This is a genomic window from Tsukamurella soli, from assembly GCF_039541155.1.
Taxonomy (GTDB): Bacteria; Actinomycetota; Actinomycetes; order Mycobacteriales; family Mycobacteriaceae; genus Tsukamurella; species Tsukamurella soli.
Map to the genome: position 1 here is coordinate 36,031 of NZ_BAABFR010000013.1, position 25,267 is coordinate 61,297.

The following is a 25,267-nucleotide window of genomic DNA, read 5'->3' on the forward strand; positions in this document are numbered from 1 at the left end:
GGGCGGCCCATCTCCGCAGGGAGATGGGCCGCTCGCGTTGGGTCTACAGGTTGATCATGTGACCCGCCAGGCCGTGGATGGCCTCCTGCAGCGCCTCCGACAGCGTCGGGTGCGTGTGCACGTTGCGGGCCAGCTCGTTCACCGTGAGGTCCCACTTCTGGGCCAGGGTCAGCTCGGGCAGCAGCTCGGAGACGTCGGGGCCGATCAGGTGACCGCCGAGCAGCTCACCGTACTGGGCGTCCGCGACCAGCTTGACGAATCCGACACCGTCGGCGAGGCCGCGGGCCTTGCCGTTCGCCGAGAACGGGAAGCTCGCGACCTTGACGTCGTACCCCTCGTCGCGGGCCTGCTGCTCGGTGAGCCCGAACGAGGCGACCTGCGGCTGGCAGAACGTGGCGCGAGGCATGTTGCGGTAGTCGCCCAGGGTCTGGGTCTCGGCGCCGGCAATGGTCTCGGCGGCGACCACGGCCTGCGCCTCGGCTACATGCGCGAGCTGCAGCTTGGCCGTGACGTCGCCGATCGCGTAGATGCCGGGGACGTTGGTGCGCATGTAGTCGTCGATGGCGATCGCACCGCGCTCGGTGAGCGCGACGCCGGTCTTCTCCAGGCCGAAGCCCTCGACACGCGGCGCGAAGCCCACGGACATGAGCACCTTCGATGCGCTCAGCGAGCCCTGCCCCTTGGCGTCGGAGTAGGTCACGGTGACCGACGAGCCGTTGTCGGTGACCGTCTCCACCCTGGTCGACGTGAGGATCTTGATGCCCAGCTTGCGGTACTGCTTCTGGATCTCCTTGGACACGTCCGCATCCTCGTTGGGCAGCGCCCGGTCGAGGAACTCCACGATCGTGACCTCGACGCCGTAGGCGCGCAGCACGTAGCCGAACTCCATGCCGATCGCACCGGCACCGATGATGATGATCGACTCGGGCAGATCGCGCGTGAGGATCTGGGTCTCGTAGGTGACGACGTTGTCGGACAGCTGCACGCCCGGCAGCAGCCGTACGGTGGAGCCGGTGTCGATGATGACGTTGTCGAACGTGACCACACGGTCGCCGACGGCGATGGTCTTGGCGTCGGTGAACACGCCGTAGCCGTCGATCTCGGTGATCTTGTTCTTCTTCATCAAGTAGTGCACGCCGGCTGCGCTCGCCTCGGACACCTTGCGGCTGCGATCGAATGCCGCACCGAAGTCGAAGGTCGCGTTCCCGCTGATCCCGAAGGTCTTGGCCTCAGCGGAGAAGATATGTGCCAGTTCGGCATTCCTCAGCAGCGCCTTCGACGGGATACACCCGACATTGAGGCACACACCGCCCCAGTACTTCTCCTCGATGATCGCGACCTTCTGCCCGAGCTGCGCGGCTCGGATCGCGGCGACGTAGCCTCCTGGGCCAGCGCCTAGCACAACGGTGTCAAAGTGATCAGCCACGCGGACCACCCTAGTCCCTGCCCGTCCTATTGTGGGCGGCATGGACCCGTATCTGTGGCTGGAGGAGATCACCGGCGAAGCGCCGCTGACGTGGGCGCGTGAGCGCAACACCGCGACGAGCAAGGCATTGGCCGGCCCCCGCTTCGACGCCCTCGAGGCGGACACCCTCGCCATCCTCGACGACAAGCGCCGGATCCCGCACCCACGCCGTCGCGGGCCGCTGTTCTACAACTTCTGGGTCGACGGAGACCACCCCTACGGGCTGTGGCGCCGCACGACGCCGGAGTCCTTCGCCACCGACTCCCCCGAGTGGGAGGTGCTGGTCGACGTCGACGAGTTGCGGCGGGCGGAATCGCAGGACTGGGTGTGGCACGGGGCGACGGTGCTCCGCGCGCTGGGGCCCGACGGACTGGAGTGGGACCGCGCGCTCGTCTCGCTGTCGCACGGCGGCTCCGACGCCACCGTCATCCGGGAGTTCTCGCTGTCGCGCCGCGCGTGGATCCCGGCCGCGGAGGGCGGTTTCGAGCTCCCCGAGGCGAAGAGCAGCATCTCGTGGATCGACGGTGACTCGGTGTACGTCGAGACCGATTTCGGGCCCGGAACCCTCACCGAGTCGGGGTACCCGCGGATCGCCAAGCGGTGGCGGCGCGGCACCCCCCTCGAGGAGGCCACGACGGTGTTCGAGGGCGCGGTCTCCGACGTGTCGGTGTACGCCGCATACGACGACACGCCTGGGTACGAGCGGCATTTCGTCGGCCGCAGCACCGACTTCTACAACTCCGAGGAGTTCCTGCTCGACCCCGAGACAGGTGCCACCACGCTCATCGAGGTCCCCACCGACGCCGCGACCAGTGTGCACGACGGCTATCTGATGGTCTCGCCGAAGCGCGAGTGGGAACTGCCGGGCGGCGCCGCGGCCCCCGGCTCGCTGCTGGCGTTCGACTTCGCTGCATTCCTCGACGGGTCACGCGAGCACTCAACGGTTTTCACCCCGGATGCGCACACCTCACTGCAGGGCTGGACGTGGACGAAGTCGTATCTGCTGCTGGCCACGCTGCGGGACGTGCGGACCGAGCTGATCACACTCGGGCCGGGCACGTGGGAGCGCCGCGAGACCCGGGGGCTGCCCCGGTTCGCCGAGCTGACGGTGACGGGCACCGACCCTCGCGAGTCGGATGAGCTCTTCCTGCTGGCGAATTCGTTCACGCTGCCCTCGACCCTGCTGTACGGGCAGGCCGGCGGCGAGATGTCGCCCCTCAAGGCGGCGCCTCGTATGTACGACGCCGCTGGGGTGACGACCGAGCAGTTCTTCGCCACCAGTGACGACGGCACGGCGATCCCGTACTTCGTGGTCCGCCGCGCGGCGTACGGAGCAGAGACCCCAGAACCGGTCCCGACGCTGCTGTACGGCTACGGCGGTTTCGAGAACTCGCTCACGCCGGGCTATCTGCCGGTTGCGGGCCGATCCTGGATCGAGCGTGGCGGCGCCTACGTGCTGGCCAACATCCGCGGCGGCGGCGAGTACGGGCCCACCTGGCACACGTCCGCACTCAAGGAGAACCGCATGCGGGTGTACGAGGACTTCGCCGCTGTGGCAAGGGATCTCGTGGCACGCGGGGTCACCACGCGAGACCTGCTCGGCGCGCAGGGCGGGAGCAACGGCGGCCTGCTGATGGGCGTCATGTATACGCGGTACCCGGAGTTGTTCGGCGCCATCGTGTGTCAGGTGCCGCTACTCGACATGCGCCGCTATCACGAACTGCTCGCGGGTGCGTCCTGGGTCGCAGAGTACGGCGACCCGGACGACCCGGAGCAGTGGGCGTACATCGCCGAATACTCGCCGTACCAGAACCTTCCCGCGCCGGCGGATTCCGATGCGGCGGTGCGCCGACCCGCGTTGCTGGTCACCTCCTCGACCCGCGACGATCGAGTGCATCCCGGGCACGCGCGGAAGTTCGTTGCGGCGCTGGAGGATCTGGGCTACCCGGTGCGCTACTACGAGAACATCGAGGGTGGCCACGGCGGCGCCGCCGACAACCGGCAGGCGGCGTTCAAGTCGGCCGTCGCCTACGAGTTCCTGTGGGAGGAGTTGGGTGACGGAGCCGCCGAGGCGGCCGGAAGCGACAGAGCGGAAAACGACAGGGCGGAAAACGACAGGGCGGAAAACGACAGGGCGGAAAACGACAGGGCGGAAGGGGCACAGCGATGATCGCGGCGTTCTCGATCAGCCCGATGGGTGGTCCCGCTGAGGACGACGGTGGCGTATCCGCGGCGGTGGCCGAGGCCGTCGCCATCGTGCGCGCCTCGGGTCTGCCGTGCGAGACCAACGCCATGTTCACCAACATCGAGGGCGAGTGGGACGAAGTGATGGCGGTGATCAAGGCGTGCGTCGACCGCCTCGCGCAGACCGCGCCCCGCGTCTCGCTGGTGATCAAGGCCGACATCCGCCCCGGGTTCACGGGCCAGCTGACTGCGAAGATCGAGCGCGTGGAACGCCGCCTCCGCTGATCAACCTGTGCACCGTTCCGTCGCCGCGCGACCAACCTGTGCACCGTTCCGTCGGTCATCGTCGCCCGCTCACCGACGAAAGGGTGCACAGGTTGCGGACACCGGCCGACGGAACGGTGCACAGGTTGACGGCAAGCACAATCACAGCAGCCTCAGAGGTTTGCACGCATAACACACGTCCCGGCATACTCGAATCATGTCCGCGATGCACACGCGCCTGTCCCGGCGCGCCGCCCTGCTGCTGTCGGCTGCCGCCGTAACCGTCGGCGGCGTCGCCGCGGCTGTTCCCGGGGCCGCACACGCCGACGACACATCGCTCCTGCGTGCAGCCGTCGCGGCGGCACCGTCGGCGCGCGAGATCATCACGGTGAGCGCGCCGAGCACCTCGTCGACCACGGCGCAGCTGTCCGCGTGGATTCCCGGCAGCAGCACCTGGACCCGCGTCTTCGGGCCGATCAACGCCCGCCTCGGTTCACAGGGCATGGGTGTCGCCTCGGACACCGTCCCCCGCACGCCGATGGGCGTGTTCGGCTTGGACGAGGCGTTCGGCCGGCAGCCGAATCCCGGCACCTCGATGCCGTACTCGCAGGTCACCGCGCGTGACTGGTGGGACGGCAACCCGAAGTCCCCCACCTACGACCGGCACGTCGTGGGCGCGGATCCCGGGCCGGGCAGCGAGAACCTGTACAACGCCGGACCCGTCTACGACTACGCGGTGCACTTCAACGAGAACCCCACCCACACACCGGGTAAGGGCTCGGCGTTCTTCCTGCACGTCACCGACGGCACACCCACCGAGGGGTGCGTCGCCGTCGACCGCGCATCGATGATCGCGCTGCTCAAGTGGCTCAACCCGGCCTACCAGCCGGTGATCTCGATCGGCCTGTGAAGGCCCGCAGGCGTCGAGCAGGAACGAAACCGACCGAATAATCCACCTTCGCCCGCGATCCGGCCCCGGGGTGTCGGAAATCCTGTCGGCTTCAGCGATGCTGGTCTGTCGGGGGGTGCCCGAGGACCTCGCTGCGGATCCAGGCGTCGAAGACGGGCACCATCACGTCGGGGCGCAGGATCCAGCGGTTGTGGCCCAACGCCTCCCCTACGTGCCGCTCGGTGACGGACGCCGCCCGGAACTTCTCCGCCAGCCCGTGCACCTGCCGCTGCGACACCGTGTCGTCGCCGGCGATGGACACCGCGAGGACAGGCGTGGAGAGGGTCGCGAGCCGCGCCTCGTAGTCGATGTCGGCACCCGCCACATCGAACCGGCCGGTGCGCACGAGACGGTCGAAATCGCGGATCACACCCCGCGCCTGCGGCCCGAACCCGTCGAGGCCGCCCGGCCAATGACCACGCACCCGCGCCGTCCGCGCGGCGACGCCCGTGCCGATCAGCCTGCCCATCGCCGACAGCGGTGGCTCCAGTCGGTGGTAGCCGGTGCCCGAAGCGACCAGGATCAGGCCCGCGATGTTCTGCCGCGCCCGCGCCGCATACATGCTCCCCAGCAGACCACCCATGCTGTGCCCCAAGACGATCCGCTTCGCAGCAGGGAACTTCTGCCGCACCAGCGCCGACACGGATGGATAGTCCTCGCTCGCCATCTGCTGGTATCCGAAGTCGCTGGACGCCGAGATCTCGGGGCGCGCATCGCCCTGTCCTCGCTGCTCGGAGGCGACCGCGTTGTAGCCGGCGTCCACGAGTCCGAACGCGAGCTCGTCGAAGTATCCGGCGGGCACGTTGAGGCCCGGCCACAGGATCACGCACGGCGCCTCCGCACGCGCACCGCGGTAGATGCGCACGGGGTTCGTGCTGCCGTCCCGGTACGTCAGGGTGGCGACGGTGGGCCGCCGGCGCCCGCCCCGAGCCGCCGGGTCGGGTCCCGACATCGTCGGCCCGGTGTCGGGCACGGTCACCAGCCCTCGCGCCGGCGCCGACGGCCGGCGAGCATGCCCAGCACGCCGAACATCAGCCCCAGCAGGGCCGCGGCGCCGCCGATCGCGGCCTCCGTCCCCACCCAGGGTCCGATCGAGTGGGTGACCTGGTCGATCGCCGCCTTCAGCACCGTCATGTTCAGGCCGCCTCCGCCGCGGTGCGCGGCGTACGACGGCGCCGCTACGCACAGCACCCACGTGACACCGGCCGCGAGGGCCGCCCCGAGGCCGAGGAACATCAGGACGAAGCCCCGCCGCCGCCCGGCGATCAGCGCCAGGACTGCGGCCACCGCTCCGACCAGGATCGCCAGCCACGACGCCGCGCCCACATCCTCGGCGACGGGCTGCAGGCGCCCGGCGCGGAACAGGTCCTGATTGGCGCCGGTCCCCGACAGATCGATGGTGACCTGCGCGGGTACCGCGAGGTCGGCACCCTTGACCTGCACGTGGTCGGCCGAGACGATCTGCCGGATCATCGGCGCCAGATCGACCTGGGTGGTGGTGGCCCCCCCGAGCCGCTGCTCCAGGGTCGGCTGCGTGAACAGCCACGTGTGCACCTGCCCGACCGCGGCCGCGAACACCGGCGGGAACTGCGCACTACGGGTGTACGCGGTGACGTACGGTGTGATGGTCTCCAGCGGCGGGCGGCTGTCCCCCTGCTCGGTGAGCAGCCGCTGCACCTGCCCCGCGATCTCGGTGGCCATCACCTGCTGGACCGCCGGATCGGACCCCAGCGGCGCGAGCAATGTGGTGAACCGGCCCTGGTCCACCACGTAGCGATTCGCCCAGTTCGCGGGCACGGCGACGAAGACGGCCACCGCGGCCACGATCACGAGCAGGAAGGCAGTGAATCCGCGCACGGCTCCAACGCTACTGGAGCGGGCGTCAATCGCCGATCAGGTCCTTGCCGCGTCCGACGATCAGCGGGTCGGGGCCGCCCGCGACGATCTCCTCGTCCTTGTTGTCGTAGTCGAACCGGCTCAGGATGTAGCGCATGGCGTTGACACGGGCGCGCTTCTTGTCGTTGCTCTTGACCACTGTCCACGGCGCGTAATCGGTGTCGGTCCCGGTGAAGACCTCCTCCTTCGCCGCCGTGTACTGGTCCCACTTATCGAGCGACGCGAGGTCCATCGGCGAGAGCTTCCACTGCCGGACGGGGTCGATCTGCCGGATGGCGAAGCGGGTGCGCTGCTCGAGCTGTGTCACCGAGAACCAGAACTTGGTCAGTGAGATGCCGTCCTCGACGAGCATCTTCTCGAACAGCGGCACCTGGTGCATCCACCGGTCGTGCTGCTCGTCGGTGCAGAATCCCATCACCCGCTCGACCCCGCCGCGGTTGTACCAGGACCGGTCGAACAGGACGATCTCGCCCTTGGTGGGGAAGTTGTCGATGTAGCGTTGGAAATACCACTCGCCGGCCTCGCGCTCGTTGGGCTTGACCAGCGCCACGATCCGCGCGCCGCGGGGGTTCATGTGCTCCATGAACCGCTTGATGGTGCCGCCCTTGCCGGCGGCGTCGCGGCCCTCGAAGACGATGATGATCCGCTGCCCGGTCTCCTTGACCCACTTCTGCAGCTTGAGCAGTTCGATCTGCAGCAGACGCTTCTCGCGCTCGTAGTCCGAGCGGCGCATCCGCTCGCTGTAGGGGTAGCTCTCCCGCCAGGTGTCGACGACGTGGCGCTCCGGCGTCAGTAGTACGGGATCGTCGTCGTCATCGTCGTTCACCGTGAAACCGTCGGTGGCTCGCAGGTCGACGATCTTCTGCAACGCCTCTCGGCCGCTGATCTCACTGAGGTCGATTCCGACGGGCAAGTCAAGATCTATCACGCGCGAAATGCTATGAGTGCCGCCGGTCCGCCACGTGAACGCAGGATGAACAGCAGCCCCCCACCGTGGCCGCGACGACACGACGCTTCCTACAGTTATGCAGCATTCTTCCGATTCGGCGGTATCCTGTGCATTATCGCCCACCGGCCCGATCAACGGGCCCTGACGAGAGCACGGTGCGCCAGTGACCACGACGGCCGGCCGCCGGCCGCGCGCCGAGCACCTGGGTCCGGAGCGCCGGCGCCCACAGGTTCTGGACGCGGCCCTGGAGATCGCCGCCTCCGACGGTCTCGGCGCGGTCACCGTCGGCACCGTCGCCGACCGGATGCACGTCACGCGGCCGGTGGTGTACGCGTGCTTCCGCGACCGCATCGAGCTGATCACGGCCCTGCTCGACCGCGAGACCGAGATGTTGACGTCCATGGCACTCGACGCGCTGCACTCGGCCCGCGCCGACGACATGGTCGCCGCGTTCGTCGCCGGCTATCAGGCGCTGCTCACCGCGGTGGCACAGCGACCGGACGCGTGGCGGCTGGTGTTCTCGACCGGCTACGACCCCGAGGTCGCCGCGCGCGTGGCTGCCGCGCGGGCCCACGTCGCGGGTGAGGCGTCGGCGTGGATCGGCCCCACGCTCACGTCGCGCTGGCACATCGCCGCCGCCGAGCGCAAGCAGCCGATGCTGATCGAGCTGTTCGTCTCGTCCTGCGAGGCGGCGGTACGCCTGCTGCTCGCCTCGCCCGAGCCCGACGGTGCCGGTCGACACGACCGCGTCGACGAGTTGAGCCGGTTCTTCGGCAATGCCATGTACCACGCGTTCGCGAGCGCCTGATGGAGGACCAGTGAACACATCCGAGTGCCCGAATCCTCCCGGCGATGTCCCCGTGCTGCGCTCGGCCGACTACGGCTTCTTCGGCCCCGACTCCGTGACCTGGCGGGTGTGGACACATCCGACGGCACTGCTCGGCTTCCAACGGTCGGTGGTGCTCGAGCAGTTCGATCCCTACCTCGCGGCCGCCGTCGCCGATCAGGCCGGGATGTACACCGACCCCCGGGGTCGCCTCGACCGCACGCTCGGCTACTTCCTGACGGTGGCGGTGGGGGACTCGCGAACGGCGCTCGCGATGTCCGGGGCGCTGCTCGGCGTGCACGCGAGGGCCACGGGCATCGAACCGATCACCGGTCGGCGGTACCGCGCCGACCACCCGGTGTCGCAGCTGTGGATCCACGTGACGGGCTGGCACTCGGTGCTCAAGTGTTACGAGATGTACGGTCCCGGGCGCCTATCCCCCGCCGACGAGGCGCGGTACTGGGCCGACTGTGCCGTCGCCGCCGAGCTGCAGACGTGCGACGCCGAGGACGTGCCCCGCAGCCGCGCCGAGTTGCACGCCTACTACGACACGGTGCGGCCGCAGCTGTGCTGCTCCGAGCGTGCCCAGCGTGCTATGCACTACGTGCTGCACACGCCGCTGGGCGCGGCGGGGCCGGTGTTCTGGGGCGCGAGCCACCTGGCGGCGCCGGCCACGATCGCGACCCTGCCGCGCTGGATGCGCCGCCTCGGCGGCTTCGACCAACCCGACGTCGTGTCCGCCGCGGTGCGGCCGGCGACGCGCGCGGTCATCGCGGGCCTCACCGTCCCGTCGCTCGCGGACCTACTGCTACCTCTGCTCGCGCCCACCACGGCCACCATCCTGCAGCAGCACCGCATGACGGGAGTGCCTGCGGCGCAGGAGATCACGACTCCTGCTGCGGCGCGTCTCCACCGCGCCGCAACGGTGGCCGCAGACACCGTCGGCCACGCCGCCCGCCTCGTCGAATAGCGTCTCACCGACCACCGCGCTTCCTCCCCTCCCCGCGCGGGAGCCGGCCTACATCACTGCGACTCGCTCACCGCCTCCAGCGCCTGCGCCTCGTCGAGCCCGATGACGTCGAGGTAGATCTCGGCGGCCGCCTGCAGCTGCTGCGGTTCGACCGCCCGATCGCCCAGCAGGGCAGCCAGGCCCGCAACCGTCCGGGTGGTGAAGAAGTCCGCGGCGGTGACGGTGGTGACCTGCAGCAGCGACCGGACCTGTGCGACCACGGAGGTGGCGAGTATCGAATCCCCTCCGGCGGCGAAGAAGTCGGTGTCCACCGAGTCGAGTCCGTTCGGCAGCAGCACACCGGAGACGATGTGCAGGAGCGCTGCCTCCAGTGCCGAGGACGGCGCGACCGCGGTTCCGACGTCGCCCGCAGTCGGTAGTGCGGCCACGACGGCCCGTCGATCGAGTTTGCCGTTGCGGGTCAACGGGATCCGCTCCAGGACGTCGATCCGCTCGGGAATCATGTACGGCGGCAGCAGATCCGACAGCTCATCACGCAGGGCGACACCGTCCAACCGACGGTCGCCCGCCGGTGTCACGACCGCGAGGAGCCGCCGGGCGGCCCCGTCGACGGTGACCGCCAGCGCCTGCGACACCCCGTCGACGCCGCGCAGCGCGGCCTCGATCTCGCCGAGCTCGACGCGGTAACCGCGGACCTTGACCTGGTGGTCCGCGCGGCCGAGGAAGTCGAGGCCACCATCCGGAAGGTATCGCGCCAGGTCCCCGGTGCGGTACCACCGCCGGCCCGCGTGCTGCACGAATCGGCTCGCGGTGCGCTCGGGGTCGCCACGGTACCCCGCGCCCACGGAGGGGCCGCCGATCCACAGCTCACCCACCACCCAGTCGGGGCAGTCCCGACCCGACTCGTCGACCACCCGGCACACGAAGTTCGGTAGGGGCGTCCCGTAGGGCACGGTCCGCCAGTCCTCGGGGATCTCGTGGCCGACCTCGCACACGGTGCAGTGCACCGCGGTCTCGGTGGTCCCGCCCAGGCCCGCGAAACGGGCCTCGGGAGACAGCTCGAACAGCCGCTCCGCCAGGTCGACGGTCACCCAGTCCCCGCCGAGCATCACGGCGTGCAGATGCCGGAGCTGCTCCGCCGTCGCGACGTCGAGCAGCATCCGCAGGATGCCGGGGGCACAGGTGATCGCGGAGGCCCGGTGCCTATCGGCGAGGTCCGCCCAGGCCACGGCGTCCTTGGCGGCGTCGCCCTCGACGGCGATGAACGCACCGCCCAGCGACAACGCGGCGAAGATGTCGATCACCGAGAGGTCGAACTCCAGGACGGACAGTCCGAGGGTCCGGTCGGCGCCCGTGAGACCGAAGACGGAGATCACCCCGTACAGGGTGTTGGCGGCCGACTTGTGGGGCAGCTCGACGCCCTTGGGCTCGCCGGTGGAGCCGGACGTGAACAGCACGTATGCGATGTCCGAGGGGTCCACCAGCACCGGCTCGTCGAGCGTCGCGGGGTGCGCCAGCGCGTCGTCGAGCGACACGGCGACGAGGCCCTGCGGCAGGTCGGTGACGTCGCGGTCGACGATGATCGCCGCGGCGCGGCCACGTTCCAGCATCACGGTGCGGCGCGCGGGCGGCTGGTCCTCGCCGATCGGCAGGTACGCCGCGCCCGCGGCGAGCACACCGAGCGCCGCGGGGACCTGCAGGTGGCCCTTGCGGATGCGGATGGCCACGGTGTCCCCACGGCGGACGCCCGCAGCGCGGAGCGCCGAGGCCACGCGCAGCGCCGCGTCTGCGAGCTCTGCGTACGTGTAGGCACCCGACTCGCCCCACAGCACGGCGGGTTCGCCGCCCTGTTCCCCGGCGCGGCGGAAGAACTCGCCGTGCAGGGTGCGCGCCGGCAGCTCCATGCCGGTGTCGTTGACTCGCGCCCGGACCTCCCGCTGCGCGGCGGGCAACGGGATCTCCATGCTCGACGCCCAGTCGGCGTCGTCGGCGACGAGCCGGTCGATCAGGTCCCGATACGCCGCGAACATGACGTCGATCACGCCGGGCGGGAACACATCCCGTCGCACGTCCCAATTCAGCAGGATCCCGCCGGACAGCTCCACCACCTGGGCGTCCAGGGCCACCTGCGGGCCCTGCGAGATGATCCAGCAGGGCTCGCCGAACTCCTCGGTCACCGCCGGGGCGAACAGGTCTCCCAGGTTGAGACCGCTGGTGTAGACGACGGGCGCGACCACCGGCGCCCCGTTGATGCGTCCCAGATCACGAAGCACGTCCAGGCCGCGATAGACGGCGTGGGCCGCGTGCTCGTGCAGGTTGTCCTGCATCGCGGTGACCCGGTCGATGAAGCTCGCCGCGGGATCGACCCGGACGTCCAGCAGGATCGAGTTGCTGAAGTCGCCCACCACGCTGCCGATGTGCGGATGCAGGGGCTCACGATCGAACAACGGCAGATTCAGCAGGAATCGCTGCGACCCGGACCACCGGCCGAGGACGTCCGCGAACACGGTCGCGAGCACCATCGCCGGGGTGACACCGTACCGGCGCGCCCGCCCGTACAGGACCGCTCGCGCGGCGGGCGCCAGCATGTGGTCGCGACGGATCGACCGGCGCAGATCCGCGGCAGACGATTCGGCGGCCTGCGGCAGCTGCGGTGGCGCCGGGTAGTCGACGATGCGCTCGGCCCACCAACGCTTCTCGCGGTCCCGCGCGTTCTCTGTGGACGCGTCGTGCTGCCGCAGATACGTCCGGTAGTCGTACTCGAGCCGCTCGTCTACCCGGGCGGCGCCCCGGTAGAGCAGCGCCAGGTCGGACAGGATGATGCGGTAGCTCATCGCGTCGCTGGCCACCATGTCGACGTCGACGTGCAGCCGGCTGCGCCCCCCGGGCAGCAGGGTGAGGCCGATGTCGATGACCTGGCCGGTCCCGATGTCGAGCAGCTGGTGCGAGCACGCGTCGCGCCGTCGTTCGAGTTCGGCCGCGACCTCCTCCGGATCCTTCGCACGCAGGTCGGCGACCCACAACGCCGGGCGGTCCGACCGGTCCGTCACCTCCTGCACCCCCGCGTCCAGGACCCGCGTGCGCAGGGCCGGGTGCCGCGCGATCAGCGCCTCCGCCGCGTGGCGAAGCCGTTCGACGTCCGCGACGGCGCCGTCGAACTCGGCGTACAGGTGGGCGGCGACCCCACCGAGCGCCTGCCCCTCGGCCCGGCCGAGCCAGTAGGCGTGCTGCATGGTCGCGAGCGGGAAGGTGGGATCGTCGGCGGCGTCGTCCGGCTGAGCGGCGTCACCGTCGACCACCCCGCTGCGCTCGATCAGCGCGACCCAGTCGGAGATGGTCGGGGCCTTGGCGAGGTCGGCGAACCCGACGTCCACACCGTCGGAACGCCATTCGGCAGCGATCCGGACCAGTGTCATCGAGTCGAAGCCGAGGGCGATGAGGTTCTCGTCGTCGTCCAACTCGTCCTCGGACGCGCCCAGGGCGGCGGCGACCGTTCGGCGGATGACGGCCCGATCGATCACGGGTCGAGACATCTTCATCGTCCTTTCACGCGCTGGTCGCGCTTGCTGGTCTTGCCCACACCGGTCAGTGGGAACTCGGTCACGAACTCGATCAGGTCCGGGATCTTGTACGGCGCCAGGCCACGGTCGCGCAGGAACCGCCGCAGGCCGAGAACCGATGGCTGCCCGTCGGATTCGTCGCGCCGGATCACGTACGCCTTGGTGCGTTCCCCGAGTGACTCGTCGGGGACGCCCACCACCGACACGTCGTGAATCGCGTCGTGCCCCAGGATCAGGTTCTCGATCTCCTCGGGCGAGATCTTCTCGCCCCCGCGATTGATCTGGTCCTTGGAACGCCCCACCACGGTGAGATATCCGCGCGCATCGCGCCGCACCACGTCGCCCGTGCGGTAGAACCCGTCGGCGGTGAAACTCCTCGCGTTGTGGTCGGGGGCGCGGTAGTACCCGCGAATGGTGTAGGGGCCGCGGACCAGCAGATGCCCCTCCTCGCCGTCGGGCAGGTCACGGTCGTCGTCGTCCACGACGCGCACCTCGTCGTCCGGCGAGATCGGCCTGCCCTGCGTCGCGACGATCGTGTCCTCGTCGTCGCCGCGACGGGTGTAGTTGACCAGCCCCTCCGCCATGCCGAACACCTGCTGCAGCCCGCATCCCAGTTCCGGGCCCACCCGCCGCGCCGCGGCCGCGCTGAATTTGGCGCCGCCCACCAGGATCGTCTCGAGGCTGCCCAGGTCGTACCGCGATCGCAGTGCGGAGTTCAACCACGCCAGCGCCAGCGACGGCACCAACGCGGCCTGCGTGACCCGGTGCTCCTCGATGAGCGGGAACGCCACGTCCGGGGTCCCGTTCGCGGCCAGGACCAGCGTCCCGCCGGCGGCGAGGACACCGAGTATCCCGGGGGAGCTCATGGTGAAGTTGTGCGAGATCGGCAACCCGACCAATTGCACCGTTCGATCGGTGACCCCGCACAGTGCGTCGCTCTCGCGCACGGAGTACAGATAGTCGTCGTGGGTGCGGGGAATGAGCTTCGGCCGGCCGGTGGTCCCACCCGAGAGCTGCAGGAATGCCACGTCCTCCGGCAGGGAGCGCCGCGCCCGCGGCAGCGCCGGGCCCGCCATCAGCCGCGCCAGGTCGGTGCCGCCACCATGGCTGGAGACGATCACCGTGTGCTCGAGGGTGGGCTGCGTCTCCCGCAGCTCCGCCGCCGTCGCGGCGCCGTCGAACCCGTCGTGCCGATCGATCGTGACGTAGGCCCGTGCCCCGGTGTGCTCGATGAAGTACTCGATCTCGGAGCGCCGGTGGGACGCCAGCGCGAGCACCGGGATCGCACCGATGTCGAACAGGGCGAACACGACCTCGACGAACTCGGGAACGTTCGGCAGGTGGACCACGACTCGATCGCCCCGCCGGATTCCCAGGGCGTCGAATCCGCCTGCGAGCAGGGACACGTCGGCCGCGAGCCGCGCGTAGGTGATCCGTCTGTCACCCGCGATCACCGCGACCTCGTCGGCGTGATCGGCGGCGGAAGCGAAGAGCAGGTCGGAATGCGTCTGCCCCGTCCAATAGCCCTTCTCGCGATACCGCTCGGCGAACTCGTCCGGGTAGGGGACGACGCCGTCCAACACCATCGCCTGCACTACGCCACCCACTGCTCGATGTCGAACGGTCCGAGAACCGTCCGAAGCTTGTTCGCGGTCTCCGCCAGCTCGGTCGCGGGGTCGGAGGCCGCCACGATGCCTCCACCGGCCCACGCCCGCAACGACCGGCCGTCGGGTGCGATCTCGGCGCACCGGATGGACACCCGCCACTGCCCGTCGCCGGTGGCGTCGGTCCAGCCCACAGCGCCCGCGTAGAAGCCCCGGGGCCCCTCGACCTCGGCGATGGCGCGGGCGGCGGCGACGCGCGGGATCCCGCACACGGCGGGTGTGGGGTGCAGGGCCAGCGCGAGGTCCAGGGCGGTCGTGCCCGGGTCGCGGAGCCGGCCGGTGATCACCGTGCCGAGGTGCCACAGGTCGCCGGCGCGGGTGAGCGACGGCCGCGGCGGGACGTCCAGCGTGTCGCACAGCGGTGCCAGCACCTCCGCGATCGCGTCGACCACGTAGGCGTGCTCGGCCCGGTCCTTGTCGGAGTCCAGGAGGCCGTCCGGGCGGGTCGCGGTGCCCGCGAGCGGGTGGCAGGTGACGACGGCGCCGCGCCGCTCCACGAGCACCTCCGGGCTCGAGCCCACCAGGAATCGGCCGACGTATTCGCCGCCGGCGGCCGACAGATCGGCCAGGAACGCATTGCCCGCCGGGTCGCGCCGGGCCAGCTCGCGCGCGAGGCGCACCGGGTCGACCGGCGCCGCGGCCGCGAACTCCACGGCCCGCGCCAGCACCGCCTTGTCCAGGCGGCCACGTTCGATGCGTCGGATCACCTCGGCCACCCGCGTGAGGTGCTCGTCGGGCGCCGGTCGCTGCGCCGTCACCACCAGCGGTGGCAGCGCTCCCCCCGCGTCCAGACGGCCGACGCGCCGATGCGCCGTCTCCTCGGGCGCCACCAGAGCGACCCGATCATCGAGGTCGAACGGTATGGCCCCCACAATGATTCGCTGCTCGGACCGATGCAGTGCGGCCAGCGCAGCGGCGGTGTCGCGGTAGCTCACCAGCGCGCCGCGCGCCTCCAGCACGTCGCCACCGGAGGCGAGCAGGAACCGCGGTGCGGACACGTCGCCGGACGCTGCTCGGTTCGTGAAACCATCGGAGAACACCCTGCGATGCTACCAACTTATGACAGGCTCACCTAATATCGTAATATTAGTCACCCGGCCTCGACGACCCGCTGAACAGGGCGCCATCGGCTCTCCAGGGTCAAGCCAGCGCGGCCCGCATCTCGTCGGTGGTGCAGACCCTCCCGCATCGGCTGGCAACATATTGCAGGGCCCGGACGTGGTCGTCGGCGGTGAAGTCGGCGACGGCGTCGCGCACCACGTGGGCCTGCACGTCTTGCATGAAGGAATCGAGGGCCGTGGTCATCACGCCGATGTGGGCGTAGACGCCGGTGATGATCAACTGGTCTCGCCCCCAGGCCGTCATCCGCTCGGCCAGGTCCGTGCGGGCGAACGCGCTGTAGCGCCACTTGGTGAGGAGGGTGTCGCCGGGCTCCGGCGCCAGCGCGTCGATGATGTCCGCGTCGGCGGCAACCAGGCCCGGGCCCCAGAAGTCCGTCAGCAGAGCACGCTCCGCCGGATCCTGGTCCCCCGGCTGTGCGGTGTAGACGACCGGCACGGACGCCCTTCGGGCCGCCTCGATCAGGGCGGCGATATTGGGCACCACCGTGCGCAGCGGATCGTCGCCCGGCGCGAAAGCCCGGATGAAGTGGCGCTGCATGTCGTGGACCAGCAGCACCGCGCGGCGCGGCTCGACTGTCCAGGACACCCGCTCGGGGACGTCCAGCTGCGGCAGCTCGTAGGCGACGGCGTCGGGTAGGCTCATGGCTCCTCACTCAGGGTTGACACTGGCTCTGCGGGACTCGACCGGTCACGTCGTGGCCCCGCCGTCGACGGTGACCACCTGCGCGGTGATATGGCGGGCGCCGGGTGACAGCAGATACTCGACGGCGCAGGCGATGTCGTCGGGATCGGCGATCCGCCCCAGCGGGATCCCCAGCCGGTGCCGCGCGAGATCCCCGGCCACCGCGGCGGCCGCGGCACCGGCGCCCCCGAAGGCGGCCTGCATGGGCGTGTCCGTGGACCCGGGCGCCACCACGTTGACGCGCACGCCGCGGCCGCCCAGTTCGAGAGCGAGAGCGCGAACGGCCATGTGCGCGGCCGCTTTCGCGGCGCCGTACACACCCAGTCCAACCCTGGGGGCGACACCGGCGTTGGAGCCGACCACGACGACGGCACCGGATCCGCGCTCCGCCATCCGCCGGGCGACGGCGGTGACGGTGTGGATCACTCCCATCAGGTTCACGTCCAACACCGCACGCCAGTCGTCGGCGGTGGCGTCCAGGACCGGCCCGGTCACCAGGACGCCCGCGCAGTGCGCTAACGCGGTGACCGGTGCGACGGTCTCGATCTCCTCAACCGCCGACGCCACCGCGTCGGCGTCGGCCAGGTCCACGACGAACGTGGTCGCCGCGCCACCCGCAGCGACCACCGCGCACGCGGTCTCCGCCAGTCCCGACGCATCACGATCGACCAGCGTGACCGGCCCGCCCGCGGCGAGCCGCAGCGCCGTCGCCCGGCCGATACCCGACGCGGCGCCGGTGACCACCGTCGTCATCGCACGACCGCAGCGGCAGGCAGCGGGGCCTCGGACGGATCACGCCGAGCGAGGACCGGCCGGATGCGTTGTCGTCCTTCGTCGTTCGCTACCCCACGGAATCGTGCGACTCCGCCGTCGAGAGGACTCTTCGCCATGCACGCAGGATATCAGTTAAGGCAGGCTTGCCTTATAACGGCCCGCGCCGCACTATCCCTGCACCGTCGGCATGACGATCATCGACGCGACGTTGACCTGGGCGGGAAGTGCCGCACTCCATCGGATCGATTCGGCGATCGCGGCGGCGGGGATGGGCGGATTGTCGACGATGAACTCCTGCAGGAACTCGCGCGCGCTCGGGTCGGCCATATCCTGACCGAGATCGGACTCGGTCATGCCCGGTTCGATCGCCCGCACCCGCACGCCGCGCGGCCCGTACTCGGCCCGCAGGTTGGTGGTCAGATGGGTCACCGCTGCCTTGGTGGCGGTGTACACGGCATACCCGGGCAGCACCATGTGCGCCCCGATCGAGCTGGTGAGCACCAGGTCGGCCGGGCGGCCGTCGGCGGCCGCGGACAGCAGGTCGTCGATGGTCGCGCGTGCCGTGGTCAGCAGCCCGGTCACGTTGGTGGCGACCATGCGTTCCCATTCGTGCTCGTCGGCGGTGTCGAACGGCGCCGCGAGCATCGCGCCGGCGTTGGCACATACCAGGTCGAACGGTCCTACGGTGGAACGCAACTCACGGACGGCTTCGCGGAGGGCCGCGCGGTCTGTGACATCCGCTGCGGCGTAGGCGGCACCGTCGATGCCCCGCGCGACCTGCGTGAGGCGATCGGCCCGGCGGCCGAGCAGTGCCACGCGGGCCCCGGCGCCGGCCAGTGCGACGGCGGTGGCCGCCCCGATGCCGCTGCCGGCACCGGTGATCAGGGCGGTCCGCCCAGTGAGGTCGAGTGGGATACCGATGGGATTCGTGGTCTCTGTCATGCCTGACGACGGTGCCCGGCCGCCGCCCCGCCATACAGGCCGCGCGGCTCCCGGGTAGTCGCACTACCAGGCTGTCGCGGCCCGTACTCGGTAGGGTCGGATCCGTGAGCGACAACGTGCTCGGCGAGTTCCTGCGGGCGCGGCGCGAGCGCGTCGACCCCGCGTCCTTGGGCCTACGCACCATGGGCACGCGCCGCACGCCCGGGCTACGTCGCGAGGAGGTCGCCGCGCAGGCGGGCATCAGCGTGGAGTACCTGGTACGGCTCGAGCGGGGCCGGGACCGCCGGCCGTCGCCCGCCGTCGTCGCGGCGCTGGCGGGGGTGCTACAGCTGGACGACGACGGTGTCGCGCATCTCGCCCAGCTCGCCGAGCTGCCGGACGGCCGCGGCGGCGACGTGGTCGACGAGCTGTCCGACGTGCTGCGGCGCCTGCTCAACTCGTGGCCGAATCCCACGATCGTCACCAACGCACTGCTCGACCTGATCGGCACCAACGCGTCCGGCGCGGAGCTGCACCGCGGGATCGGGCTCGAGGTCGGCGACAACATGGCCCGCTCGCTGTTCCTGGACCCGCGCGCCCACGAGGTGTACCTCGACTACAACCGGGTGGCACGCGAGACCGTGGGCAATCTGCGGTCGCTGTCCGGCGGCCACCCGTCGCATCCACGGTTGGTGGCGCTGGTGGGCGAACTGTCCGTCGCCAGCCCCGATTTCGCCCGGCTGTGGGGCGAGGGCGAGGTGGTGGGTAAGGCGAACGGCACCAAGACCATCGCCCACCCCGAGCTCGGCGTGCTCGAGCTGGAGTGGGCGACGCTGGAGGTGGCCGCGGCACCCGGGCAGCTGGTCGTGGCCTATCAGGCGGTGCCGGGCACCGCGAGCGAGGCCGCCGTGGCTCGGTTGGTCGACCGCGCCGACCGCCGGCGGGCCTGAACACCGGAGAATCTCAGTCGGAGAGCCGCCGTTCGGCGCATCGCGCGCGGAACGCGGCTCTCCGACCGCGGTTCGGTATGAACCCGGCTACAGGCCGCGCACGAGCTGGCGGTTGAGCCGCGCCGCGAACGCCGCGGGCTCGTCCAGCTCGCCGCCCTCGGCGAGAACCGCCGAGCCGTAGAGGAGTTCGGCGGCGTCGACCAGAGCAGTATCGGTGGAGGCGTCGGCGGGCGCGTTCTCACCGTCGGCCGCGCTCGCGTTCTCGCCGTCGGCCGCGCTCGCGTTCTCGGTGGCCGCGCCTGACTCCTCCTCGGCGGTCGGCGCCGACGGGGCCGCGGCACCGTCGGCCGCCACCCGGGCCAGCAGCGCGGCCACCAGTGCGTGCTCCGGGTTGAGCTCGAGGATCCGCTTGGTGTGCGGCAGTTCCTGCCCGCTGGCGCGGTACATGCGCTCGAGCGCGGGCGGCATGTCGAAGGAGTCGCCCACCAGGCACGCGGGCGAGGTGGTCAGGCGCGAGGTGAGCCGGACCTCCTTGACCTTGTCCGCCAACACCTCCGACAGCCACGTGGTGAGCGGAGCGAACTCGTCGGCCTTACCGGCGGCAGCCGCGTCGTCGCCGAGGTCGGCCTCGCCCATCGCGATGGACGCGAGGTCCTTCCCGTCGAACGCACCCACGCCGGTGACCCACAGTTCGTCGACCTGGTCGGTGAGGATCAGCACCTCGAATCCCTTGGCCCGGAACGCCTCCAGGTGCGGCGATGCCTCGATCTGCCGGCGCGACTCACCGGTGGCGTAGTAGATCTTGTCCTGCCCCTCGGGCATCCGGGAGACGTACTCGGCCAGCGATGTCCGGGTGGGACCGTCGCCGTCGGCAGGCAGCGCCGTGGTCTCGAACACGCACGCCTCGAGCACCGCCTCGCGGTTCTCGAGGTCGTCGAGCAGCCCCTCCTTGAACACCGAACCGAAGGCGGTCCAGAAGGTGTCGAACTTCGCCCGGTCGTTCTCGCGCAGCGCCGTCACAGTGGAGAGGACCTTCTTCACCAGACGCTTGCGGATCAGCGTCAGCTGCCGGTCCTGCTGCAGGATCTCGCGGGAGACGTTGAGCGACAGGTCCTGTGCGTCCACGACGCCCTTGATGAAGCGCAGGTACGGCGGGATCAGCGCCTCGCAGTCGTCCATGATGAAGACGCGCTTGACGTACAGCTGCAGGCCGGTCTTGTAGCCGCGGTAGAACATGTCGAACGGAGGCGTGGTGGGGATGAACAGCAGCGCCTGGTACTCGAAGGTGCCCTCCGCCTTGAGCGAGATGATCTCGAGCGGCTCATCGAAGGCGTGGCTGACGTGCCGGTAGAACTCGGTGTACTCCTCATCGGTCACCTCGCTGCGCGGGCGGGTCCACAGCGCGCGCATCGAGTTGAGGATGTCGTCGCCGAGGCGGATCGGGAACGCGATGAAGTCGCTGTAGCGTCGAACGATCGCCCGCAGAACCTGCTCGGAGGTGTAGTCGTGCAGGCTGTCGTCGGCGTCCTCGGCCTTCAAGTGCAGCGTGATCCACGTGCCCTGCGTGGGTACCGTGCCCTCATCTACGCCCTCGCGCGCCTCATCGGCGCTGAGATCCGTGACGGTGTAGGTGGATTCGCCCGCCGACTCCCAGCGCGTCGCGCCGTCCTCGCCGGCGCGGCGCGTCACCAGCGTGACCTTGTCGGCCACCATGAAGCTGGAGTAGAAGCCGATGCCGAACTGGCCGATCAGCTCGGCCGAGGCACCGGCGTCCCTCGCCTCCTGCGCCTCCGCGAGCTTGCGCCGCAGCTCGCCGGTTCCCGACTTGGCGAGCGTGCCGATCAGGTCGACGACGTCGGCCCGGCTCATGCCGATGCCGTTGTCCTTGACGGTCAGGGTGTGCGCCTCGGCGTCCGGCACCAGCTCGATGTGCAGGTCGGACGTGTCGACACCGAGGTCCTTGTCCTGGTACGCGGCCAGGCGGAGCTTGTCCAGCGCGTCGGACGCGTTGGAGATCAGCTCACGCAGGAAGATGTCCTTCTCCGAGTAGACGGAGTGGATCATCAGCTCGAGCAGCTGGTGGGTCTCGGCCTGGAACTGGAGGGTCTCGGCAGCCACGATGGGTCCTTTCGCGTATCGATCTCTCGCGTGCGCTCTCACGAACGCCGGTGTCGATTGTTCCAGGCCGCGCGCGGCGGCCCGCCGCCCACCCGGTGTGTGTCCGAGAGTCGGCGGCGGTGTGGCGGGGTCAGGCCCGGTCGGCGACTCCACGCAGGTACGCGGCCGTCCCGAGATGCTGCGCGCAGTCGTCGATCACGCTGACGAGCCGCACGGCGACGGTGACCGGCGGGTCCCAGCGGCGGTCCACGATGCGTTCGAGCTCCGCCGGGGTGACCCCGTCGAGGTACGCCACCGTCAGCTCGTGAACCGCGCGGTAGTAGTCCGCCAGCAACTCGGCCGGCGCGTGCACCCGCGCCGCCTGCTCCGGTGTGTGGGCATAGCCGGTGGAGTCGCGGGGAAGGTCGAGCTCGAACCGGTCCACCCAGCCCTGCGCCGTCCATGCCTGCTCGACGCCTGCGACATCGGCCACCTGTGCGTCCTGCACGCGGGCGCTGTGCCAGATCAACCAGGCGATGGAGTTGTCGGCGCCGGCGGGGCGGAAGTCGGCGACGGCGGGGACGAGCCCGTCGGTCACCGCGTCGGCGTGCTCGATCAGGCGGGTGAACGCGTCGCGCAGCAACCCGCGGGACGCCGTGGTGTCGTCGGTCACGCACACCACGCTACGCCCCACAGCCGTCCGCCGCCCCTGGCCGCGGGCCCGTTCACCGGCCCGCCGTCGCCCCAGCCCGTCCTAGCCCGTCGTCGCCAGGATTCGGAACGGACCCAGCACCGTTCGCAGCTTGTCGGCGGTCTCGGCCAGCTCGAGCGCGGGGTTCGACCCCGCCACGACACCGCAGCCCGCCCACGCGCGCAACGACTTCCGATCCGCACCCAGCTCCGCACACCGGGACGCCACCCGCCAGTGACCGTCGCCGTACATGTCGGTCCAGCCGACGAGGCCCGCGAAGAACCCGCGCTGCCCCTCCACCTCCGCGATGGCGCGGGTGGCCGCCGCCTTCGGTGAGCCGCACACCGCGGGCGTGGGATGCAGGGCGAGCGCGAGGTCCAGCGCCGACGTCTCCGCGTCGCGGATCCGTCCCGTCACCACCGTGCTCAGGCGCCGGCCGTCGCCCGCGCACGCGACCGAGGATCCCTGCGGCACCTCAAGTTCCGTGCACAGCGGGCCCAGTACGGTGGCGACGGCGTCGACCACCGCGGCGTGCCGGTCCAGTTCGTCCGGCGGGTCGAGCAGTCCGTCGGGATGGGCGTCGACACAGGTCCACGGGTGGCAGACCACGGTGTCGCCGCGTCGGTGCACGAGGACCTCGTGGCTCGATCCGACCAGCACGCGGTCGGTGTGCGCGGGCCCCGCGGGCCCGAGATCGACGTGAAAGGCGTTGCCGCCGATGTCACGCCGGGCCAGGTGACGGGCGAGACCGATCGCATCGACGGGCTCGGCGGCCGCGAACTCGATGACGCGGGCGAGCACCGCGCGCTCCAGCTCACCCGTCTCGATCCGACGGATCACCTCCCGTACACGCGCGAGGTAGTCGTCGATCACGGGACATTCGGCGGCGAACTCCAGCGCCGGCAGTCCGCACCGCCCCGTCGCGGCACCGCAGGGAACCGTCAGCGCCTCAACGGATTCCGGCACCACCAGTGCGGCCGGCTCGCCGAGGTCGAAGGGCATGGCGCCCACCACGATCCGATGACGACCGCGCCGCAGTGCCGCGGCGGCCGCGGCCGGCTCCGTGAAGGCCGCCACCGCGCCTCGCGCGGTGAGCTCCGCACCGGACCCCGCCAACAGGAAGTGCGGCCCACCGGCCGTCATGCGGGCCCCTCATACCCGGCGCAGGTAGATTCCACTCCGCCTCCTCGAATCCTCGATTCGGCGAACTTATCATCTTATGCAAGCCTTACCTAATTTTTGCCGTGCTCATGATTCCATCCCACCCCGTCCCCGGGTCCCGCGGCCTGCGCCGCGCCGGTGCGGCATGCTGAGCACATGGAACTTCGCGTCTTCGTCGAACCACAGCAGGGTGCCACCTACGCCGATCAGCTCGCCGTCGCACAGACCGCCGAGGCGGCCGGCTACGGCGCGTTCTTCCGCTCCGACCACTACGTCGCGATGAGCGGCGACGGGCAGCCCGGGCCCACGGACTCGTGGGTCACACTGGGCGGCATCGCCCGGGAGACGTCGACGATCCGGCTCGGCACGCTGGTGACATCGGCGACGTTCCGGTTCCCCGGACCGCTCGCGATCTCGGTCGCCCAGGTCGATCAGATGTCCGGTGGCCGTGTGGATCTGGGCCTCGGTGCGGGCTGGTTCGAGAAGGAGCACGCCGCCTACGCGATCCCCTTCCCCGACGTGCGGACCCGGTTCTCGAAGTTCGAGGAGACACTGCGGATCGTGGTGGGGCTGTGGGAGACACCGGTGGGTGAGACGTTCTCGTTCGCGGGCGAGCACTTCACCGTGACCGACTCGCCGGCGCTGCCCAAACCGGCGCAGAGCCCACGGCCGCCGATCGTGCTGGGCGGCGCTGCCAAGCGACGCGGTGCGGCGCTGGCGGCCGAGTTCGCCGACGAGTTCAACGTGCCGTTCGCCTCCCTCGAGGAGGTGCGGGCGGCCAACGAACGGATCGACGCCGCGTGTGCCACGGCGGGACGCGACCCGTCGGGCGTCGTCCGGTCCGCGGCGCTGGTGGTGTGCGGCGGGCCGGACGACGCCACCGTCGCCCGGCGCGCCGCCACCATCGGCCGCGAGGTCGACGAGCTGAAGACCAACGGCCTCACCGGTTCTGCAGCGGAGATCGTCGACAAGCTGGGCACCTACGGCGAGGCCGGGGCGTCGCGGGTGTACCTGCAGTTCCTCGACCAGTCCGATCTCGCGCACATCGAGTGGATAGCCGCGAACGTGATGTCGCAGCTGTAGCGGTCAAGGCCGCGGCGCCCCCGCCGGCCGTCCGCGAAGGCGTGCGGACCACGCCCGCCACAGGTGAGCGAAGTGGCCGCCCGCCGCCAACAGCTGCTCCCGCGTCCCGCGCTCCACGATGCGGCCGTGGTCCATCAGGAGCACGCGATCGGCCCGGGCCACCTGCTCCATGCGGCGGGTCATCACCAGCGCCGGACGACCCTCCAGTGCGATATCGACCGTGGGCTCGAGGAACTCGAGATCGATTGCGTCGGCGGCGATGTCGAGAACCACGAGGGGCGGTTCCAGAAGCAGCACCCGAGCGAGGGCGACCTGCGCGGCGCGCACCGTCGACAGCCCTCGCCCCGTGCCGACGACGGTGTCGAGGCCGTCCGGCAACTGGGCGAGCCACCCACCTGCGCCGACGGTGTCGAGCGCGTGCCGAAGGTCGTCGTCGGCGGCGTCGGGGACGTCCGCCCCGAGCGAGTCACGAAGCGGGCCGCGGGGCAGGTGCGCGGTGACCAGCGCGGGCAGCCGCCCACGGGGGACGTCGGCCACACCGACCCCGGCGACGCGCAAACGCCCGGACCGCGGCGTGGCGTGCCCCGAAACCACGGCGGCCAACGTGGATTTGCCTGCTCGGGAGGGCCCTACGACCACCACCCGCTCCTCCTGCTGCACGGTGAACGTGACGTTGTGCAGCACGTCGGTCGCCCCGTCGCCGACGTGCAACCGCTGGGCGATCAGCGGGACGGGCACGCGCCCGCCGGCGGGCGGCATGTCGGCGGGTTCGAACAGGGACGGGGTCACGATCGCTCCTCCAAGACTGGCGCAAGCACAGGCGTACCCGCGCGGACGGTGACGGTGCCCGTAACCCATTCGCCTGCCCGATCACGACGGGCACGACAGAGTCATCGAACCGGATCTCGGTGTGTGGATTTCATTCGATCCCGTGCGGGCGCGCCCGCACGGGCGGACGGGCACAGCGGTCCGACCGTCTTTCGCAATCCGAACCACTTTTATCAACGTATCAGTTGATGCAAGCCTTACCTAAGCTCCGCAGAGTGATCCTGATCACTGC

General features: G+C 70.5%; 21 protein-coding genes. 7 read left to right on the forward strand and 14 right to left on the reverse strand.

Annotation, left to right across the window (positions count from 1 at the left end; genetic code table 11):
- Window positions 1–43 precede the first annotated feature (43 nt).
- Window positions 44–1,426, reverse strand: a complete 1,383-nt coding sequence (lpdA, locus tag ABD908_RS06205; protein WP_344992429.1) for a dihydrolipoyl dehydrogenase — start codon at window positions 1,424–1,426, stop codon at window positions 44–46.
- Window positions 1,427–1,466: 40 nt separating this feature from the next.
- On the opposite strand from lpdA, the gene ABD908_RS06210 reads away from it, so the two are divergent.
- The 3 genes from ABD908_RS06210 (at window position 1,467) to ABD908_RS06220 (ending at window position 4,823) form a co-directional block, all read left to right on the forward strand.
- On the forward strand, window positions 1,467–3,635 hold the full coding sequence (locus ABD908_RS06210) for a prolyl oligopeptidase family serine peptidase (protein ID WP_344992432.1): 2,169 nt from the start codon (window positions 1,467–1,469) through the stop codon (window positions 3,633–3,635).
- Window positions 3,632–3,934 carry a thiamine-binding protein gene (locus tag ABD908_RS06215; protein WP_344992435.1) on the forward strand — a complete coding sequence of 101 codons (303 nt, stop codon included), beginning with the start codon at window positions 3,632–3,634 and terminating at the stop codon, window positions 3,932–3,934. The genes ABD908_RS06210 and ABD908_RS06215 overlap by 4 nt, the downstream gene beginning before the upstream one ends.
- Window positions 3,935–4,130: 196 nt before the next feature.
- A complete protein-coding gene (locus tag ABD908_RS06220; protein WP_344992437.1) occupies window positions 4,131–4,823 on the forward strand; it encodes a L,D-transpeptidase family protein in 693 nt (230 codons plus the stop codon).
- A 91-nt stretch (window positions 4,824–4,914) separates the two neighbouring features.
- Here the strand turns inward: ABD908_RS06220 and ABD908_RS06225 are convergent, their stop codons facing one another.
- From ABD908_RS06225 to ppk2, 3 genes are read right to left on the reverse strand one after another with little or no spacing between them, the layout of a single operon-like run.
- Entirely contained in the window at window positions 4,915–5,841 is a 927-nt protein-coding gene (locus ABD908_RS06225) for an alpha/beta fold hydrolase (protein ID WP_344992440.1), read from the reverse strand.
- Window positions 5,838–6,719: a hypothetical protein gene (locus ABD908_RS06230; protein WP_344992443.1), complete on the reverse strand. Its 882-nt coding sequence runs from the start codon at window positions 6,717–6,719 to the stop codon at window positions 5,838–5,840. Before ABD908_RS06230 ends, ABD908_RS06225 begins: the two co-directional genes overlap by 4 nt.
- 25 nt (window positions 6,720–6,744) lie before the next feature.
- Window positions 6,745–7,686 carry a polyphosphate kinase 2 gene (gene ppk2, locus ABD908_RS06235; RefSeq protein WP_385922884.1) on the reverse strand — a complete coding sequence of 314 codons (942 nt, stop codon included), beginning with the start codon at window positions 7,684–7,686 and terminating at the stop codon, window positions 6,745–6,747.
- Between the two features lie 184 nt (window positions 7,687–7,870).
- Here ppk2 and ABD908_RS06240 point away from each other — a divergent pair, with 184 nt between their 5' ends.
- The gene (locus ABD908_RS06240; RefSeq protein ID WP_344992446.1) at window positions 7,871–8,515 is read left to right on the forward strand and encodes a TetR/AcrR family transcriptional regulator; all 645 of its coding nucleotides are present in this window, start codon (window positions 7,871–7,873) and stop codon (window positions 8,513–8,515) included.
- A gap of 10 nt (window positions 8,516–8,525) precedes the next feature.
- On the forward strand, window positions 8,526–9,503 hold the full coding sequence (locus tag ABD908_RS06245; protein ID WP_344992449.1) for an oxygenase MpaB family protein: 978 nt from the start codon (window positions 8,526–8,528) through the stop codon (window positions 9,501–9,503).
- Between the two features lie 53 nt (window positions 9,504–9,556).
- Here ABD908_RS06245 and ABD908_RS06250 read toward each other — a convergent pair whose 3' ends face one another.
- From ABD908_RS06250 to ABD908_RS06275, 6 genes are all read right to left on the reverse strand, one after another.
- The gene (locus ABD908_RS06250; protein WP_344992452.1) at window positions 9,557–13,036 is read right to left on the reverse strand and encodes a non-ribosomal peptide synthetase; all 3,480 of its coding nucleotides are present in this window, start codon (window positions 13,034–13,036) and stop codon (window positions 9,557–9,559) included.
- 2 nt (window positions 13,037–13,038) lie between these two features.
- Window positions 13,039–14,649 carry a (2,3-dihydroxybenzoyl)adenylate synthase gene (locus tag ABD908_RS06255; RefSeq protein ID WP_344992539.1) on the reverse strand — a complete coding sequence of 537 codons (1,611 nt, stop codon included), beginning with the start codon at window positions 14,647–14,649 and terminating at the stop codon, window positions 13,039–13,041.
- Between the two features lie 8 nt (window positions 14,650–14,657).
- Entirely contained in the window at window positions 14,658–15,767 is a 1,110-nt protein-coding gene (locus tag ABD908_RS06260) for an isochorismate synthase (protein ID WP_344992455.1), read from the reverse strand.
- 100 nt (window positions 15,768–15,867) lie between these two features.
- Window positions 15,868–16,491 (reverse strand): isochorismatase family protein, encoded by a 624-nt coding sequence (locus ABD908_RS06265; protein WP_344992458.1) that lies wholly within the window; start codon window positions 16,489–16,491, stop codon window positions 15,868–15,870.
- 45 nt (window positions 16,492–16,536) lie between these two features.
- Window positions 16,537–17,283, reverse strand: a complete 747-nt coding sequence (locus ABD908_RS06270) for an SDR family NAD(P)-dependent oxidoreductase (protein ID WP_344992461.1) — start codon at window positions 17,281–17,283, stop codon at window positions 16,537–16,539.
- A gap of 189 nt (window positions 17,284–17,472) precedes the next feature.
- Complete coding sequence (locus ABD908_RS06275; protein ID WP_344992464.1) at window positions 17,473–18,246, reverse strand: SDR family oxidoreductase; 774 nt, start codon at window positions 18,244–18,246, stop codon at window positions 17,473–17,475.
- Between the two features lie 104 nt (window positions 18,247–18,350).
- On the opposite strand from ABD908_RS06275, the gene ABD908_RS06280 reads away from it, so the two are divergent.
- Entirely contained in the window at window positions 18,351–19,175 is an 825-nt protein-coding gene (locus ABD908_RS06280) for a helix-turn-helix transcriptional regulator (RefSeq protein ID WP_344992467.1), read from the forward strand.
- Between the two features lie 87 nt (window positions 19,176–19,262).
- Here the strand turns inward: ABD908_RS06280 and htpG are convergent, their stop codons facing one another.
- The 3 genes from htpG to ABD908_RS06295 form a co-directional block, all read right to left on the reverse strand.
- On the reverse strand, window positions 19,263–21,293 hold the full coding sequence (htpG, locus tag ABD908_RS06285; RefSeq protein WP_344992470.1) for a molecular chaperone HtpG: 2,031 nt from the start codon (window positions 21,291–21,293) through the stop codon (window positions 19,263–19,265).
- Between the two features lie 130 nt (window positions 21,294–21,423).
- Window positions 21,424–21,945 (reverse strand): mycothiol transferase, encoded by a 522-nt coding sequence (locus ABD908_RS06290; protein ID WP_344992473.1) that lies wholly within the window; start codon window positions 21,943–21,945, stop codon window positions 21,424–21,426.
- 81 nt (window positions 21,946–22,026) lie between these two features.
- Window positions 22,027–23,106: a chorismate-binding protein gene (locus tag ABD908_RS06295; protein WP_344992476.1), complete on the reverse strand. Its 1,080-nt coding sequence runs from the start codon at window positions 23,104–23,106 to the stop codon at window positions 22,027–22,029.
- 174 nt (window positions 23,107–23,280) lie between these two features.
- Between ABD908_RS06295 and ABD908_RS06300 the strand changes: the two genes are divergently transcribed.
- Window positions 23,281–24,207, forward strand: coding sequence for an LLM class F420-dependent oxidoreductase (locus ABD908_RS06300; RefSeq protein WP_344992479.1), 927 nt, complete (start codon window positions 23,281–23,283; stop codon window positions 24,205–24,207).
- Between the two features lie 3 nt (window positions 24,208–24,210).
- Here ABD908_RS06300 and ABD908_RS06305 read toward each other — a convergent pair whose 3' ends face one another.
- Window positions 24,211–24,996 carry an ATP-binding cassette domain-containing protein gene (locus ABD908_RS06305; RefSeq protein WP_344992482.1) on the reverse strand — a complete coding sequence of 262 codons (786 nt, stop codon included), beginning with the start codon at window positions 24,994–24,996 and terminating at the stop codon, window positions 24,211–24,213.
- Between the last annotated feature and the right edge of the window lie 271 nt (window positions 24,997–25,267).

Excerpts from the sequence above, each read along its gene's own strand:
- ABD908_RS06210 (WP_344992432.1), top strand. The coding sequence starts at position 1,467 with ATGGACCCGTATCTGTGGCTGGAGGAGATCACCGGCGAAGCGCCGCTG.
- ABD908_RS06215 (WP_344992435.1), top strand. The coding sequence starts at position 3,632 with ATGATCGCGGCGTTCTCGATCAGCCCGATGGGTGGTCCCGCTGAGGAC.
- ABD908_RS06220 (WP_344992437.1), top strand. The coding sequence starts at position 4,131 with ATGTCCGCGATGCACACGCGCCTGTCCCGGCGCGCCGCCCTGCTGCTG.
- ABD908_RS06250 (WP_344992452.1), bottom strand. The coding sequence starts at position 13,036 with ATGTCTCGACCCGTGATCGATCGGGCCGTCATCCGCCGAACGGTCGCC.
- ABD908_RS06255 (WP_344992539.1), bottom strand. The coding sequence starts at position 14,649 with ATGGTGTTGGACGGCGTCGTCCCCTACCCGGACGAGTTCGCCGAGCGG.
- ABD908_RS06265 (WP_344992458.1), bottom strand. The coding sequence starts at position 16,491 with ATGAGCCTACCCGACGCCGTCGCCTACGAGCTGCCGCAGCTGGACGTC.
- ABD908_RS06270 (WP_344992461.1), bottom strand. The coding sequence starts at position 17,283 with ATGACGACGGTGGTCACCGGCGCCGCGTCGGGTATCGGCCGGGCGACG.
- ABD908_RS06275 (WP_344992464.1), bottom strand. The coding sequence starts at position 18,246 with ATGACAGAGACCACGAATCCCATCGGTATCCCACTCGACCTCACTGGG.
- ABD908_RS06295 (WP_344992476.1), bottom strand. The coding sequence starts at position 23,106 with ATGACGGCCGGTGGGCCGCACTTCCTGTTGGCGGGGTCCGGTGCGGAG.
- ABD908_RS06300 (WP_344992479.1), top strand. The coding sequence starts at position 23,281 with ATGGAACTTCGCGTCTTCGTCGAACCACAGCAGGGTGCCACCTACGCC.